This is a genomic window from Ilumatobacter sp., assembly GCF_039969435.1.
In the GTDB taxonomy this organism is placed as follows: Bacteria; Actinomycetota; Acidimicrobiia; order Acidimicrobiales; family Ilumatobacteraceae; genus Ilumatobacter_A.
On the sequence record NZ_JBDVNU010000036.1, the window covers coordinates 225,195 to 240,454 of the forward strand.

A 15,260-nucleotide genomic window follows, 5' to 3' on the forward strand; every position below is an offset into this window, starting at 1 on the left:
TCGAGGTGCGACCGGCTCGACGGATGCCGGGGTGGCGTTCGTCGCCGTCCCCACACGGTCCGAGCGCCGCTGCTCGACTCCGAGCGTCGGGAGCGACGGTCGGCCGGCCCGTTGAGCCATGATGGTCCGATGCGCGTGCTCTTCGCCACGGCCGAGTTGTCACCGATCGCCACGGTCGGCGGGCTCGCCGCGGCCGCCGCAGGTCTGGGGAGCGAGTTGCGCCGGGAGGGAGTCGACGTCGATCTGGTCCTGCCCGACTACGGCGGGATCGCGCTCGTCGACGAGACGAGTTTCGAACTCGACGTACCCGAGTGGGTGGGTGCAGCCGTCGTGCGACGTGGGCGGCACCCCGGCGTCGGTGCGTTGACGCTCGTCTCGGTCCCGGGCATGGCCCGTGCGCATCCCTATCTGCGTCCCGACGGCGAGGGGTGGCCCGACAACAGCGAACGCTTCTTCCGATTCGGTCGCGCTGTCGCCGCGCTCGCGGAGCGCGACGGACCCGACGTCCTGCACCTCAACGACTGGCACACCGGTGTCGCCCTTGCGGCGCTGGATGACCCGCCGCCCACGGTCGTGTCGATCCACAACCTGGCGTACCAGGGCATCGCCGACGGGAGTTGGCTCGACGTGCTCGGACCCAGGAGCAGCCACTTCGAATGGTGGGGAGGCACCAACCCGCTCAGTGGAGCGCTCGCCCTGGCCGACCGGATCGTCGCCGTGTCACCGCACTACGCCGCCGAGATCCAGACACCCGAGGGCGGGTTCGGCCTCGATGACGCCCTGCGCCAACGCAGCGAATCCCTGGTCGGCATCCTGAACGGGATCGACACCGACGTGTGGAACCCGGCCACCGACCCCCATCTGCCGGTGAACTTCTCGGCCAAGGACACGGACGGGAAGCAGCAGTGTCGATCTGCGCTTCTCGACCGGTTCGGCTTCGTCGACGACGACGTCCCGCTCGCAACCGTCGTGACGCGACTCACCGAGCAGAAGGGCATCGACCTCCTCGTGCCGTTGATCCCCCTGCTCGAACAGATCCCGATGCGCCTCGCCGTGCTCGGTTCCGGGGATGCCGTCCTCGCTGCCCGTCTGCACGAACTGGCTGCCGACCATCCGCATCACTTCGGTTTCGTGGATGGCTACGACGAATCGCTCTCGCACCTGATGTTCGCCGGCGCCGACGTGTTCCTCATGCCGAGTCGCTTCGAGCCGTGCGGACTGACGCAGATGCAGGCGATGCGGTACGGAGCGATGCCCGTGGTGACGGCGGTCGGTGGGCTCGTCGACACGGTCCCCGATGCCGACCGTGAATCCAAGGGCCTGGGTTTCGTGGCGGACGAGGTCACGTCCGAGCACCTGCTGGCAGCGATGTTCCGCGCCGGACGGGCGGTGTCGAAGAAGCGGGTCCGCACCACCCTGCGCAAGCGGATGATGGGCGTCGACTGGTCCTGGACCGAACCCGCAGGCCACTACGCCCGCATGTACCGGGTCCTGATCGACGACGCAGGGTCCAGCCGATCCGACCGCTGACCGGGACGGTCAGGCGATGGTTGTTCGGCCGTGCCCGGTCGGGCGATCGCCGCAAGGAGCAGTGCGGTACGGTGGAACTCGATGGCTCTTGACCCGAACGTGCTCGTGATCGTCCTCGCAGGAGGCGAAGGGAAGCGACTGCAACCGCTGACCACCGACCGTGCCAAGCCGGCGGTGCCGTTCGCGGGCACCTACCGGATGATCGACTTCGCACTCTCCAACTTCGCCAACGCCGGCTACCGCAAGATCGTCGTGCTCACGCAGTACAAGAGCCACAGCCTCGACCGCCACATCACCCAGACCTGGCGCTTCTCGGCGATGCTCGATGACTACGTCACGCCGGTCCCGGCCCAGATGCGGCGCGGCCCCTACTGGTTCCAGGGTTCGGCCGACGCGATCTACCAGAACCTCAACCTGATCCACGACGAGAAGCCCGACATCGTGTGCGTGTTCGGCGCCGACCACATCTACCGGATGGACCCGCGCCAGATGGTCGAGGAGCACATCGCCAACGGATCGGGAGTCACGGTCGCCGCCATCCCGGTGCCGAAGCACGAGGCCACCGACTTCGGGGTGATCGAATCCGACGAGAACGGCAAGATCGTCGATTTCCACGAGAAGTCGCCGAACCCGCCCACCATGCCCGGCGACGACACGCGGTGTCTCGCCAGCATGGGGAACTACGTGTTCAACACCCAGACCCTGATCGACATCGTCACGCCCGACGAGAACCAGTACACCGACCTCGGCGGTGACGTCATCCCGGCGCTCACCGCGTCCGGCGACGCCCGGGTGTACGACTTCTCGAAGAACGTGATCCCCGGCCAGGACGACCGTGAGCAGGGCTACTGGCGCGACGTCGGGACCCTCGACGCGTTCTTCCACGCGAACATGGACCTGATCTCTCCGGTTCCGATCTTCAACCTCTACAACGACAAGTGGCCGGTGTTCACCAGTCGCAAGGCGTTGCCGCCCGCCAAGGTGTCACGCGGTCGCGGCGGCGAGCCACCGTACGTCGACGACAGCCTGCTGTGTCAGGGCTCGATCCTCAGTGGGGGCCATGTCGAGCGCTCGATCATCGGCCCGGGATGCTTCATCGACCACGACGCCCACGTGACCGACTCGATCCTGTTCCCCGGGGTGCGTGTCGAAGCCGGGGCACGTGTGCACCGGTGCATCATCGACAAGAACGTCGTCGTGCCCGAATGGACCAGGATCGGGCTCGACCCGGAACAGGATCGCGAGCGCTACACGGTCAGCGACGAGGGGATCGTCGTGCTGCCGAAGGACTACAAGTTCACCTGAGCGAGCGAGGTGACCGGCGCCCTGGTCACTGCCGAAGTGCCCAGTAGAGGATCCCGGTGATCGTGTCGGCGGCGCGCCCGCTGCTGTCCGTCTCGGGAACCGCCGGGTACTCGCCGTTGTAGGAGATGACCACCACGATGTCGCCGGGGCGCCACAGCCCTTCCGCGGTGACCCGGTTGTACATGGTCTGGAACTCCCGCAACCAGCCCGAACGCGGTTGTCCCGGCAGGCGACTCGCGAGCCACACGAAGCGTTGTCCGGTGTCGCGTGCGATCCGCATCGCACGGAAGAATCCGTCCTCGTACTCTGCTCCGTTGCACACGTCGTGGGGGCACTCGACGAAGATGCCATCGCCCTCGTAGACCGCTCGTTCCGCGCTCGAACCGGGCGCGATCGGCGGGTACTGGCGGACGCGATCGGTGTAGAAGTTCTGTGGTTGCCAGCCCGTGAACACGTTGATGTACGCATCGTCTCCGGGGCCGTAGGCGGCGCCGGCGACGGAGCGCCTGGCTCCGGCGATGCTGTCACCGTCCCAGCCGCTCGGCCGGGACGTGTAGAAGGTGATCGCTTCGCGTTCGAAATCGACACGCTGATCGATGCGCTCCACGTAGTCGTACGTCTCCACGAAGAACGACGACCCGTTGAACGCGGACTCGGAGATCAACTGCCTGGTGTCGGTCTTGGTGACCAGTCGTGCGATCTCGTCACCGGCGATTCCTGCGTTGTTGCCCCAGAAGCCGTCGAGGTTCTCCCTGACGTAGCGCCACTGAGGGTCCAGTGCGGAGACGTTCGCCAACGCGTTCGACCCACTGAATGCGAGGAACACGCGCGGTCGATCGGGTGTGAGGTTCTGCGGGGCATCGACCCGCTCGGCCTGCCTCGTGGCGACGGCAGCACCGTCGATGTCACCGTTCCCGATCGCTGCGGAGACGACGACGGACATGGCGCCCACGCTGGCTGCGCCGATCAGGGCGGTGAGGGTGGATCGGAGGCGCACGGTGGTGGTGTCGGCGGGAAGTCGCCGTGACCGAGGGTTCTCGAGCATCGACGGTGCCTCGCGTGGCACGAACGTAGCATTCCCGAGGGGGCGCCGCGACGTCCGTGTGGCGACCGTTCGAGGTGGTCGGGAGGGCGACGGGGATCCCCGTCGGTGCGCACCGATCCGCGTCAGGTTCCGGCGAGGCGGGCCACGACGGGGGCGAAGTCGTCGATCTCGCCGGCTCCGACGATGACGTAGCTGAATCCGAACTCCTCGCGACGTGCCACCAGCGTGTCGCAGATCTCGTCGGCGTCGCCCACGAGGGCGAAGGGTGATTCCGAGATCATCCGCGGGTCGACGCCGATCATGGCGGACAGTGCGTCGACCTGGGTGTCGCGGTCGTCGGTGACCGACACGAAGAACGTGCGGATGTTCATCTCGATGTGATCGAGTCGGCCTGCCGTGCGTGCTGCGTCGGCGACGATCGCCACCTTGTCGACCACCGCGTCGCGCGTCATCGTCGCGATGGCGTCCGGCCCGATGACGCCGGCGTGCAGGGTGCCGTTCACACCGACGATGTCGGCCTCGCGAGCCGCGAGACCGAGGACTCGGGGGCCGCCACCTCCGATGATCACGGGCGGACGCGGCCGCTGGACGGGCTTCGGGAAGCCGTCGTGGTCGCGAATGGTGTAGTGGTCACCGTCGAAGGAGAACGGGCCGTCGGCCATGAGTCCCGTGATCACCGCGAGCCCCTCGACGAACCGGTCGATCCGCACGCCGGCACGGTCGTAGTCCATGCCGGCCTGCTCGTAGTCGCTGATCATCCAGCCCGCACCGATGCCGATCTCGACGCGTCCGTCCGACAGGACGTCCATCGTGGCGAGCTCCTTGGCGAGGACGAGGGGATGCCGGTAGTCGTTGTCGAACACGAGCGCCCCGGCGCGCAACGTCGTCGTCGCCGACAGGATCGCCTGGAGTGCGGGCACCGGTGCGAACTGGGAGTCGAAGTGGTCGGGGATCGTGGCGACGTCGTATCCGAGACCCTCGACACGGCGGGCCTGCTCGACCCATGCGGCACCGGAGTCGGCCGACTGCAACTGCACGCCGAACCGGAACGGCTTGGTCGGGAACGGGCTGCTCTGGTCGCTCATCACCCCATCCTGCCATCACGCGATCACCCGACCTGGTGACATCCATCCGGCGTGGCTGTGACCACGTCGCCATGACGCACTCCGGGTTCGGCGCGCCACTAGCTTTGGGTCGTTGTGCAACGCCTGTACTGGATCCCCCGCCTGCTGCTCGTGGTCGCGAGCGGCGCACTGCTGATCGTCGCGATCGTCGTGGCGGTCGCTCCGCGCATGTGGAACGCAGCGAACGCCCACAGCGAGGATCCGATCGTGCTGCCCGAGTTCCAACCACTCGCGCAACGGTCCTACGTCTACGACGCCGATGGCAACGAGATCGGCATCTACGAACTCGAGAACTCACAGCCGATCAAGTTCGCCGACATCCCGTCCGACGTCGTGCAGGCCTTCCTCGTCGTGGAGGACAAGGAGTTCTTCAACCACGAAGGCGTCAACGTGCGCAGCCTCTTCCGGGCGACGCTGTCGAACTTCGCGTCCGACGCTCCCCAGCAGGGTGCATCGACCATCACGATGCAGGTCGTCAAGAACGACTTCCTCGCCGGCCTCGAGCGCGACGGACGGTACAAGCTGCTGCAGATCCAGTACGCCAAGCGGCTCGAGAAGGAGATGCCGAAGGAACAGATCCTGGAGCGGTACCTGAACACCGTGTTCTTCGGCAACAACGCGTACGGCCTCCAGGCGGCCGCCGAGACGTACTTCGGAAAGACCGCCGCCGATCTCGACTTCCTGGAAGCGGCGTTCCTCGCCGGCCTCGTTCGCTCACCCTCGGGTTTCGACCCGATCAACGAGCCCGAACGCAGTCGTGCGCGTTGGATCCAGGTGCTCGACAGGTTGGTCACCGAGGAGATCATCACCCAGGAGGAAGCCGACTTCCTCGAGGGCGACTTCCTGATTCCCGAACGGGTCCAGGTCATCCCGGGTCGCGACTACTCCCGCTCCTACTTCACCGAGGCGCTGAGGAACTACCTGTTGAACACCTCCGACATCCTGGGCGACACCCCCGAGGAGCGCTACAACCAGTTGTTCCGTGGCGGGCTGCGCATCCACACGACCCTGAAGCCGTCGATGCAGCAGGCCGCCGAACAGGCTCAATTGGAACTCCCGCCGACCGACGAGGGATTCGAGGCGGCGATCGTGTCGCTCGATTCGCAGTCCGGCGCGGTGCGGGTGATGGTCGGAGGTCGCGGCTTCACCGACGAGAATCAGCTGAACATGGCGCTCCAGCCACGCCAGACCGGTTCGAGCATCAAGTACTTCATCCTCGCCGCGGCCGTCCAGGCCGGAGCGCAGGCGGGCGACGAGATCGACGGACGTGTCGGATGTGCGTTCCCCAGCGGGGACCCGAACGAGCCCGTCTTCCAGATCAACGGGGGCGTGGCCGGATTCGTCGGCAACCTCCGCGACATCACTGCGCGATCGGTCAACTGCGGGTTCGCTCGTCTCTCCCAGATCGTCGGTCTCAACCGGGTCGTCGACACGACCTACCGGATGGCGTCGTCGCCGTACCTCTACAAGGGCCAGCCGGTCGAGGAGCGCAAGCCGGTGCAACCGTTCGTCAGTTTCGCCACGGGTGCGAACGAGATGACGGTGCTCGACATGGCCGCCGGCATCCAGACGCTCGCCAACGAGGGCAACCACAAGGAGCCCTACTACGTCGAGTTCATCGACGACGCCGATGGCAACCGCACCTACACCCACTTCGATCCCGGCACACAGGTCCTCGACCGCGATGCCGCACTGGAGACGGTGGACATCATGAAGGGCACGCTCACCTACGGCACCGGCCGCAACGAGGGCCCGCTCGAGAACGACCGACCCGCCTTCGGCAAGACGGGGACGCAGGAGAACAACACCAATGCCTGGTTCGTCGGAGGGACCAAGCAACTGTCGACCGCCGTGTGGGTCGGCAACCCCGATGCCTACACACCGATGGTCGGCATCAGCGGGTTCGAGTTCCCCAGGATCCAGGGCGGTACGTATCCCGCCCGCATCTGGAACAGCTTCATGGAGCCGGCGCACGCATTCCTCCCGATCGAGGACTGGGACGACCCGGCGCCGCCGGAGCGGGCAAACGCCCGCCTCGTCCTGCCGGGCAACGAGTGCGAGAAGATCGTCGTCGGCCAGTCGGGCGGTGAGGTCATCCCGCAGGAGGCGGCACCCGAACCGGCAGCGGCTGCAGAGGAGTTCCAGGTCGAGCCGCCGGCAACGGAGCCGCCGGCAGCGGAGCCGCCCGCGGAGCCGGTACCGGTGCAGACCACCCCGATCGTGATCCAGTACGAGAACGTGCCCCTGGGCACGACGATCGCTCCCGACAACCTCGATCCGTACGCGCCCCTGCCGTCGGTCGCGCTCGGCCGCAACATCCAACCCTGCTGAGCCGGCGCCGTCGCTTCCCCGGCGACGTGTTGGGTGTGGAGTCGGTCGTCCGTGGCATGATCTGTGACGATGACCGATTCGAGTGACGCCCCGGACCAGACACCGATCACCACCGCAGATCGGTTGTTGGAGGTCCAGCGGATCGACACCGAGGCCGACCAGTTGGCCAACCGCCGGGAACGACTGGTCGAGCGCGACCAGTTGCATGCCGCGTCCACGTCGCTCACCACCTGGGAACGTGAACGCAACTCGATGCGGTCCCGTCTCGACGACCTGACCGCCGTGATCGAGCGTGCCGAGTCCGACGCCGCAGGGATCGACGCACATCGAGTGCGACTGGCCGCACAGCTGAAGACCGTCATCGCTCCGCGTGAGGCCGAGGCGCTGATGCACGAGATGGCCACGCTCGACGAACAGGTCGATGCGCTCGACACCGTCGAACTCGAGGCCTTGGAGGAACAGTCCGACGTCGACGACCGTCTCACCGCCCACCTCTCCACCGAGTCCGCCCTCCGTGACGCCGTGTCGGTCGCGGACAGCGCGCTCGAGCGTGCCACTGCCGAGATCGACCGCGAACTGGACGAACTGAGCGCGCAGCGGTCGGTGGCGCGCGGCGAACTGGCCGACGGCGTGATGGCCCGGTACGACCGGGTGCGTGCGTCGTCGGGGGTCGCCGTCGCGAAGCTGGTCGGGCACCGCTGCGACGGCTGCCACCTCGACCTCTCCGCTGCGGAGGTCGACGTCGTGAAGGAGGAGGCGGCGGTGTCCGACGGAGTCGCCGACTGCCCCAACTGCGGACGAATGCTCGCGCTGTAGACGCTCCTCGTGTTCTTCTGGTTCTTCGCGACGTCGGTGGTCACGATCGGATTCGTGTTCCGCGATCCGACCTTCGACAACAGATTGCTGCTCGTCGGTTCCGTCCTGCCTGCGGTCGACGCCGTGTTCGGCGGGGCGCGGGCACTGCACAGCGTCACCGTGAGCATCGTGATGCTCGCCGTGGTGATGATCGCGACGAAGCGGGGGAGTGGGCGTCGTAAGACGCTGCTCGGACTCCCGATCGGTCTGTTCCTGCATCTGGTGTTCGATGCGGCGTGGAACGACACCGACACGTTCTGGTGGCCGTTCACGGGGTTCGGCTTCGATGACCGCGGTATCCCCATCGTGGACCGCGGGTGGATCAGCGTCGGACTCGAGCTCGTCGGGATCGCCGGCTGCGTCTGGCTGTGGCGTCGCAACGGAATGGGGGACCCGACACGGCGCCGACGGTTCCTGCACGACGGTCGCCTCGATGCGGTCCCCGACCGTACGCCCTGAGAGCAGCGTCGTCTCGGTCGGCTGACGAGGTCGATCGCCGGTGTCGATCCGATCGTGTGACACACTTTGCCCCGTGTTGATCTTGTTGCGCCACGGCCGGACCGCCGCGAACGAAGCAGGGCTGTTGCAGGGTCGCCTCAACCAGGACCTCGACGACCTCGGCCGACAGCAGGCGATCGATGCGGCGGCCTACATCATCGACGAGGTCGGGTCGGTCGACGCAGTCGTCGCCAGCCCTCTGAAGCGTGCGCAGCAGACGGCGTCGGCGTTCGGAGTCGAGGTCGAGACCGACGAGCGCTTCGTCGAACTGTCCTACGGGATCTACGAAGGCGTCCCCCACGCGGACGTGCCGTCGGAGGTGTGGCAGACCTGGCGCAACGACTACTCCTACGTGCCCGAGGGCGGCGAGTCCCTGAAGGCCCTCGACGATCGTGTGCGCACGGCGTGTGGCGACCTGGTCGAGCGAGCGGCTCACGAGAACGTCGTGGTCGTCAGCCACGTGTCGCCGATGAAGTCGGCCGTCGCCTGGGCGCTCGGCGTCGACATCGGCATCTCCTGGAACTGCCACCTCGACCATGCCTCGATCTGTCGAGTGGCGATCCGCGGTCGCCGACCGGTGCTGCTCACGTTCAACGAAACCGCCTGAGGCGGTTGTCGGTGCAATGGTGAGGTGGCCTGTAAGCGGGGTTCTGTAGGAGCTCGCGCTCCCGGTGGCCATCCATCTGTGCGGTCTACCCGAGCGAAACGGACGGGCCGCCCATCGCTCTGCTCGACCTTGCTCCGAGTGGGGTTTACCGAGCCGACGCCGTCACCGACGTCGCTGGTGCGCTCTTACCGCACCGTTTCACCCTCACCTGTGAACCCCGCGCCCGAGGGCGAGGAGAACCATCGGCGGTCTCTCTCTGTTGCACGTCCGTCAGGTCGCCCCGACCTGGCTCTCGCCAGCACTCTGCCCGATGGAGCCCCGACTTTCCTCGACTCGTGCGAACACGAACCGCGGCCACCCGGTCACCTCACCATTGCGTGCAGGACTCTACGCCTGCGCGCGTCGCAACGGCTCAGGCGTCGGGTTCGAGTTCGTTGTAGACGAAGCTGTTCAGCGACGGAGTCTGCAGGGAGAACGTCGTGCGCACGCCGTTCTCGTCGGCCGGGCCGGCGATGAGGTCGATCTGCGCGGTCTCACCGAACGTCGAGGAGATCGCGTAGTACGGGATCCCGCCCCGTTCGTCGCGGGCCACGTCCTCGCCGACGAGTGCGGGCGAGAAGTAGTTCTTCGAGTCGCCGGAGTTCAGGATGGCGAGAACCGAGGCGTGGCGCGCCTCGAGGAGCGCGGCTTCGAGGTGGGCGATGCGGGCGTCGGTCTCACCGATCGCGGACGCGAGCTCCTGGTGCGACGCCGCAGCCAGGTTCTCGAGAGCGGTGACCATGCTGAAGAGGTCGGCGTTGATGTCGTCGTCACTGCGGTCGCCCGACGTGATCGACTCGACCAGAGGGCCGACGACACGATCCATGAACCACGGGTTGGTCTCCGTCCAGGCGACTCCACCGATGTCTTCGGTCAGCCCGACCATGACGTCGGCGGTGCCCTGGTGGTCGGCCACGAGACGGTCGAGCAGTTCTCCGTCGAGCACGTCGAAGTCGCGGACGAGTTCGTACACGGCGATCGCGGTGTACTCGAGCGAGGACGCCGTGCGCAGCAGCACCGCATCGTCCACTTCGTAGTCCGGCGGTGTGGTGACGACGGGTGCGTTGCCGACCCGCCCCGGCGCGTCATCGCCGGTGCGGTTCTCGCCGCACGCGGCGGCCAGAGCGGCGAGGGTGACGGACAGGCCGCCGATCTTGAGGGCCTGGCGGCGCCCCGTGCGAGGGTTCAGTTCGAGGTTCATCAGGCATCGTCTCCCAGCGAGAGTGCGGACTCGTCGTTCCCGAACAGCACGTCGAGGTCGCTCACGCCGAGCAGGTCGGCGAGCACGGTGGCGTGACGGACCTCGGTGAGCGCGATCGAGGCGGTGAGGGCGATCGCGTCGTCGCTCTCGTACTGGCCCATCAATGCGGTGTGGGTGGCCGCTGCGGTCTGCTCGAAGGCATGGGCGGCAGCGAAGAACTCGTCGTCGGAGCCCTCGAACCCGGCCCGACTCGCATCGACGAGCGATTCGTTCGCCGACTGGGCCGAGAGGCCGGTGGCGCCGGCGACCGCCTGGGCGTAGGCCTGGTGGTTCTCGGCCATGATCCCGACGGCCACGGCCAGATCGCCGTCCGCGCTCTCCAACTTGAGTCGGTACAACTCGCTCGCGGCCAGCTCCAACCCGATGACCTGCGACAGGAGCGCCACGTCGGCGTCGGTGGGAACGTTCGGACGCTCCACCTCGTCGTCGGCGGGGAGGGCGAGCGTGGTGCGGTCGAGGAGCAGGGCGGCGGCGAGGCCGCCGAGGCCGGCAGCGCCGGAGAGGGTGACGAGGCTGCGACGTGACACCGATGTGTCGAGGTCACGCTCAGCTGGTTCGAGATCCACGGGGGATGGGTCCTTTCGGGTCATGCGTCTGCGGCCCTCCTCGGAGGGCAACGGAGCGATTCTAGGGTGACGGGACGCGTGAACACCGGATTCGTCCACTCGTGAAGTCCGTTGGGGACCGGTCGTGCGGCCATCAGAAGTCGAGTGCCGACAGTTCGGGATACCAACTCCGCGCGCGACCCAGCGCCTCGCTCCAACGTCGGCGCGCGACGTGTCGGTCCTGCTCGGCCTCCGGGCCACCTGCGGCGTCGGCAACCCGGCTCGGCCGCCACAGGTGTCGGACGTCGGTGACGTCGTCCCAGCGACCCAGTGCGAGGCCGGCGAGGAATGCAGCGCCGCGGGTCGTCGCTTCGGTCGTCGGCGACACCTCCACTCGACATCCGGTCGCATCGGCGAGGGCGGCGATCATCGTCGGGTTGACCGACATCCCGCCATCGACGCGGAGACTCTCCACGGACACCCCGGTGTCGGCCCGAACGGCGTCGACCATGTCGGCGCAACGATGGGCGATGCCCTCGAGGACGGCTCGCACGACGTGGGGTCGCTCGGTGCCTCGGGTCATGCCGACCAGCGTGCCGCGCGCCCCGTAGTCCCAGTCGGGAGTTCCCAGACCCAGCAACGCCGGCACGTACACGACGCCACCAGTGGAGGAACAACCCTGCGCCACGTCGTGGCTGTGGGCGCTCGTCTCGATGAGACCCAGATCGTCACGGAGCCACTCGATGTTCGTGCCGGCCGACAGCATGATCGCCTCGGCACCCCAGGTGAGTTTGCCGCCGAGCTGCCACGTGGGCAGGGCGTAGGTGCCCGCCGGGCTGCGTTCGATCCGGGAGGGCGGTGGCGCGCCGGTGACGACGTCGAGCATCGCTCCGCTCCCGAGCGTGAGCTTGGCGACACCGGGTTCGACGCAACCCTGACCGATCAGCGAGGCCTGCTGGTCGCCGATCAGGGAGGCGATCGGTGGTGATCCGGGGAGCGCAGTGGCGTGTCCCACGACGCCCGTCGAATCGACGACGAGGGGCAGGATCGCCTCCGGGATCCCGAACTCCGCGAGGCGATCGGTCGCCCACGCCGAGCCGTCGGCGATGCGCATCCCGGTCGTGGTCGTCGACATGTTGGTGCCGTCGCTGACGTGGATCGCTCCGTCCGTGAGGGTCCGAGCGATCCACGAGTCGATGGTGCCGAAGCACAGGTCGCGGCCGTCGAGGTCGCCGGAGTTCGCCAGGAGCCACCCGAGCTTCGTGAGGGACTGGTTGGGCGCCACGGTCCAGTCGTGCGTGGCCTTCGCGACGATGCACTCGGTGATCGTGCGCAGATCCTGCCAACCGAGCCCGGGAGCGACCGGTTCGCCCGTTGCCCGGTCCCACACGATCGTGCTCGCACGCTGGTTGGTGATGCCGACGGCGGCGACGGGCGAATCGACCGATGCCAGTGCGGCTCGGCTGGCATCGAGGACGAGCGACGCGAGGTGGGCAGCGTCGAACTCGACGAGCCCGTCGAAGGGTGTCGACGGCGGGTTGTGGCGGTACTCGAAATGCACCACGTCCAGGTCGTCGTCGACGATCGCCGCTCGGAGCCCGGTGGTGCCGACGTCGATGACGAGGAAGCGCAGCGGAGACGCCGAAGCGCCGTGCGTCGTGGTCATCGCCGACTCGACGGGACGAACCCCTGAGCCTGGAGCCGGCTGCCGAGGAAGCCGCCGATGACGCCGGCTGCCGAGATGACGGACAGCGTGAAGAAGATCGAGAACCACGGGATCTGCGTTCCGCGGACCAGCCGGATCGCGACGAACACGATCTCCACGAATGCGTACGTGCCGATCGCCGTCACCAGGGCGTGGCTCAGCGGCGTCCCCGTCCGCTGCACCCAAGCTGCACACCCTGCGCCGACGACGAAGAACGCCACGAAGAGGACGAAGAACAGTGCGTTCAGACCACCGGAGTCGCTGTCGACGATTGCGGCGACGATCCGGAACGGCACGGCGAGCGTGGCGCAAACCGCTGCACCCGAGCGCAGCGCGTCGAGGTCCCAGCGGTGAGGAAGGATCCCCTCGATCCGGGCGACGTGGTCGTCGTCGTTCATGACCGTCATCGTGGCACGCTCGCCGAGTGGCTCCCCAACCGGATCTCGGCCTGAAACCGTGGTGCGGCAAGTACCGTGGCGGTTCGTGCAACGAGCATCGACGGACTCGGATGTCGCTGCTCGGCGAATGTGTGCCACTGCCGACCGAGCGCTCGCCGACGACGGCGTCGCCGCTGTCCCCGCCGCCGTGACGGTGACGGTCACGACGTGACCATCACCTACGACCCGGTCGACCCGGCGTACACCGACGAGCCCGATGTTCGTCGGGAGCTGGCCCGAACGCACGAGGTGTGTCACGGGTGTCGGCGATGCGTGGGGCTGTGCGGCGTGTTCCCGACCCTGTTCGACATGCTGGATTCGATGGCCGAACCGGCCGCCGACCTGTTGACGCCGGCCCAGCAGGACCAGGTGGTCGACGCGTGCGTGCACTGCACGCTCTGCGCGGTGGGGTGCCCGAACGAACATGGCGCGACCGGGGCGAGCGACGGAGGCGTCGACGTGCCTCGACTGATGCTGCGTGCCCGTGCGATGCAGTTCGAACACGGTCACTTGGGGGCCACCGGAAGGATGGCGGCACGTGTGCTCGCCCGTCCCGACAAGGTCGGCAGGGTGGCCACGAAGGTGCCGGCGCTGGCGAACCGTGTGGTCAGCGTGTCCAACGGATCGCGGGTGCGTGGGGTCCTGGAGCGGTTCACCGGAGCCTCCTCGGTGCGCCGACTCGGCACGTTCGCCACGGAACGGTTCTCCGACTGGTTCGCTGATCGGCCCACGATCAGGCTGCAGCGGCGACAGGCCGCGGTCACGCTGTTCCCGACGTGCATCGTCGAGTACCAGGCGACGTCGATCGGCAAGGACCTCGTGAAGGTGTACGAGCGCAACGGCATCGAGTGCAGCGTGTCGGCAGCGCGTTGCTGCGGCGCCCCGCTGTTGCATTCCGGCGACATCGAAGCCTTCGCAGAGGTCGCCGAGGAGAACATGGCCCGACTCGCAGCGGAGATCCGCGCGGGAACCGACATCGTGGTGCCCCAGCCGGCGTGTGCCCACGTGTTGACCGTCGATTCGATCGAGTACGTCACGAGCGAGCAGGCCCGCCGCGATGCCGAGTTGGTGGCCGAGCGCACCTTCGACGCAGCGGGGTACCTGATGACCCTGCATCGAGGCGACCACTACGTGCTCGACACCGACTTCGAGGGCGCCGTCCCGCAACGGATCACGTACCAGGCGTCGAGTCTCATCCGTGCCCGTGGCGACGGGTTTCCCGGCCGGGACCTGATGCGCCTCACCGGTGCTCGCATCGACGTCGTCCACGAACCCACGGGAATCGGTGGAATCTGGTCGATGCGTGCGGGCGGTGACGTGGGTGACGCGATCACGCAGCGACTGGCCGAACAGCTGGACGCAGCGCCCGGCGAGGTGGTCGTCAGCGATTCACACCTGGCCAGCCTCGCGATCGGCGAGCACGCGGGTGTCGTGCCTCAGCACCCGTTGCAGGTGATCGCACGGGCGTACGGGATCCCCGAGGAGACCTGACCGCTGCGGCGTGGATCGACCGACGGATCGCGATGTCCGACCGCCCGGGAGCCGGTGGCGGGACCGCCGCGGGTGGTGAGTTTTTCCTGGCGTTCGTCGCTCGCACGTTCTAAGTTGCTGGTCATGGCGGAGGGGACATCGCCACACAGGGATCAGTCCGGGCCACTGGGGGCAACGACGTGTCGATACAACAGATCACTCCGCAGGAGACCAAGTGGTGGGGCCTCGGAGCATGCAGGGGGTTGCAGGCGGCGATCTTCTACCCCGACGACGAGCAGGAAGCGCAGGCCGCGAAGGCGGTGTGCGACGGATGTGCGGTCAGAACCGACTGCCTCGACCACGCACTGACCTACCGTGAGAAGTCGGGCGTGTGGGGCGGCGCGACCGAGCGCGACCGACGCCGCATCCTCCGCCAGCGCCGCCGTCCGCTCTGACCCGCCCAGTTCCTCGTCCCAACCTCTGTTGTTCGGTCCGGGACGGAACAACC

Annotated in this window: 14 protein-coding genes and 1 other RNA gene; 8 read left to right on the plus strand and 7 right to left on the minus strand. The window is 67.6% G+C overall.

What is annotated here, in order from left to right:
- The first annotated feature begins 129 nt into the window (after positions 1-129).
- Both ABJK40_RS18285 and glgC read left to right on the plus strand, forming a co-directional pair.
- Complete coding sequence (locus ABJK40_RS18285; protein ID WP_348479326.1) at positions 130-1,530, plus strand: glycogen synthase; 1,401 nt, start codon at positions 130-132, stop codon at positions 1,528-1,530.
- Positions 1,531-1,611: 81 nt separating this feature from the next.
- The gene (gene glgC / locus ABJK40_RS18290) at positions 1,612-2,835 is read left to right on the plus strand and encodes a glucose-1-phosphate adenylyltransferase (RefSeq protein ID WP_348479325.1); all 1,224 of its coding nucleotides are present in this window, start codon (positions 1,612-1,614) and stop codon (positions 2,833-2,835) included.
- A gap of 25 nt (positions 2,836-2,860) precedes the next feature.
- Here the strand turns inward: glgC and ABJK40_RS18295 are convergent, their stop codons facing one another.
- Positions 2,861-3,901 carry a hypothetical protein gene (locus ABJK40_RS18295; RefSeq protein ID WP_348510367.1) on the minus strand — a complete coding sequence of 347 codons (1,041 nt, stop codon included), beginning with the start codon at positions 3,899-3,901 and terminating at the stop codon, positions 2,861-2,863.
- Between the two features lie 101 nt (positions 3,902-4,002).
- Positions 4,003-4,965 carry a TIGR03621 family F420-dependent LLM class oxidoreductase gene (locus ABJK40_RS18300; protein WP_348479323.1) on the minus strand — a complete coding sequence of 321 codons (963 nt, stop codon included), beginning with the start codon at positions 4,963-4,965 and terminating at the stop codon, positions 4,003-4,005.
- Positions 4,966-5,079: 114 nt separating this feature from the next.
- On the opposite strand from ABJK40_RS18300, the gene ABJK40_RS18305 reads away from it, so the two are divergent.
- The 4 genes from ABJK40_RS18305 (at position 5,080) to ABJK40_RS18320 (ending at position 9,295) form a co-directional block, all read left to right on the plus strand.
- A complete protein-coding gene (locus tag ABJK40_RS18305; protein ID WP_348479322.1) occupies positions 5,080-7,335 on the plus strand; it encodes a transglycosylase domain-containing protein in 2,256 nt (751 codons plus the stop codon).
- Between the two features lie 69 nt (positions 7,336-7,404).
- Entirely contained in the window at positions 7,405-8,151 is a 747-nt protein-coding gene (locus tag ABJK40_RS18310) for a C4-type zinc ribbon domain-containing protein (RefSeq protein ID WP_348479321.1), read from the plus strand.
- A 9-nt stretch (positions 8,152-8,160) separates the two neighbouring features.
- The gene (locus ABJK40_RS18315) at positions 8,161-8,649 is read left to right on the plus strand and encodes a hypothetical protein (protein ID WP_348479320.1); all 489 of its coding nucleotides are present in this window, start codon (positions 8,161-8,163) and stop codon (positions 8,647-8,649) included.
- A 73-nt stretch (positions 8,650-8,722) separates the two neighbouring features.
- Entirely contained in the window at positions 8,723-9,295 is a 573-nt protein-coding gene (locus tag ABJK40_RS18320; RefSeq protein ID WP_348479319.1) for a histidine phosphatase family protein, read from the plus strand.
- A gap of 16 nt (positions 9,296-9,311) precedes the next feature.
- On the opposite strand, the gene rnpB is transcribed toward ABJK40_RS18320, so the two are convergent.
- From rnpB to ABJK40_RS18345, 5 genes are all read right to left on the minus strand, one after another.
- Positions 9,312-9,665, minus strand: an RNA gene (gene rnpB / locus ABJK40_RS18325) — RNase P RNA component class A.
- A gap of 42 nt (positions 9,666-9,707) precedes the next feature.
- On the minus strand, positions 9,708-10,535 hold the full coding sequence (locus ABJK40_RS18330) for a hypothetical protein (RefSeq protein WP_348479318.1): 828 nt from the start codon (positions 10,533-10,535) through the stop codon (positions 9,708-9,710).
- Positions 10,535-11,161 (minus strand): ferritin-like domain-containing protein, encoded by a 627-nt coding sequence (locus tag ABJK40_RS18335; RefSeq protein ID WP_348479317.1) that lies wholly within the window; start codon positions 11,159-11,161, stop codon positions 10,535-10,537. The genes ABJK40_RS18330 and ABJK40_RS18335 overlap by 1 nt, the downstream gene beginning before the upstream one ends.
- A gap of 133 nt (positions 11,162-11,294) precedes the next feature.
- Complete coding sequence (locus ABJK40_RS18340) at positions 11,295-12,806, minus strand: FGGY-family carbohydrate kinase (protein WP_348479316.1); 1,512 nt, start codon at positions 12,804-12,806, stop codon at positions 11,295-11,297.
- A complete protein-coding gene (locus tag ABJK40_RS18345) occupies positions 12,803-13,243 on the minus strand; it encodes a hypothetical protein (protein ID WP_348479315.1) in 441 nt (146 codons plus the stop codon). Before ABJK40_RS18345 ends, ABJK40_RS18340 begins: the two co-directional genes overlap by 4 nt.
- Before the next feature lie 207 nt (positions 13,244-13,450).
- On the opposite strand from ABJK40_RS18345, the gene ABJK40_RS18350 reads away from it, so the two are divergent.
- Together ABJK40_RS18350 and ABJK40_RS18355 are read left to right on the plus strand one after the other, a co-directional pair.
- Positions 13,451-14,773 carry a heterodisulfide reductase-related iron-sulfur binding cluster gene (locus tag ABJK40_RS18350; protein WP_348479314.1) on the plus strand — a complete coding sequence of 441 codons (1,323 nt, stop codon included), beginning with the start codon at positions 13,451-13,453 and terminating at the stop codon, positions 14,771-14,773.
- A gap of 179 nt (positions 14,774-14,952) precedes the next feature.
- On the plus strand, positions 14,953-15,207 hold the full coding sequence (locus tag ABJK40_RS18355; protein WP_348479313.1) for a WhiB family transcriptional regulator: 255 nt from the start codon (positions 14,953-14,955) through the stop codon (positions 15,205-15,207).
- Positions 15,208-15,260 lie beyond the last annotated feature (53 nt).

What these genes read in the sequence shown, in the direction of transcription:
- glgC (WP_348479325.1), top strand. Translation starts at nt 1,612, where the DNA reads ATGGCTCTTGACCCGAACGTGCTCGTGATCGTCCTCGCAGGAGGCGAA.
- ABJK40_RS18300 (WP_348479323.1), bottom strand. Translation starts at nt 4,965, where the DNA reads ATGAGCGACCAGAGCAGCCCGTTCCCGACCAAGCCGTTCCGGTTCGGC.
- ABJK40_RS18340 (WP_348479316.1), bottom strand. Translation starts at nt 12,806, where the DNA reads ATGACCACGACGCACGGCGCTTCGGCGTCTCCGCTGCGCTTCCTCGTC.
- ABJK40_RS18345 (WP_348479315.1), bottom strand. Translation starts at nt 13,243, where the DNA reads ATGAACGACGACGACCACGTCGCCCGGATCGAGGGGATCCTTCCTCAC.
- ABJK40_RS18330 (WP_348479318.1), bottom strand. Translation starts at nt 10,535, where the DNA reads ATGAACCTCGAACTGAACCCTCGCACGGGGCGCCGCCAGGCCCTCAAG.
- ABJK40_RS18310 (WP_348479321.1), top strand. Translation starts at nt 7,405, where the DNA reads ATGACCGATTCGAGTGACGCCCCGGACCAGACACCGATCACCACCGCA.
- ABJK40_RS18285 (WP_348479326.1), top strand. Translation starts at nt 130, where the DNA reads ATGCGCGTGCTCTTCGCCACGGCCGAGTTGTCACCGATCGCCACGGTC.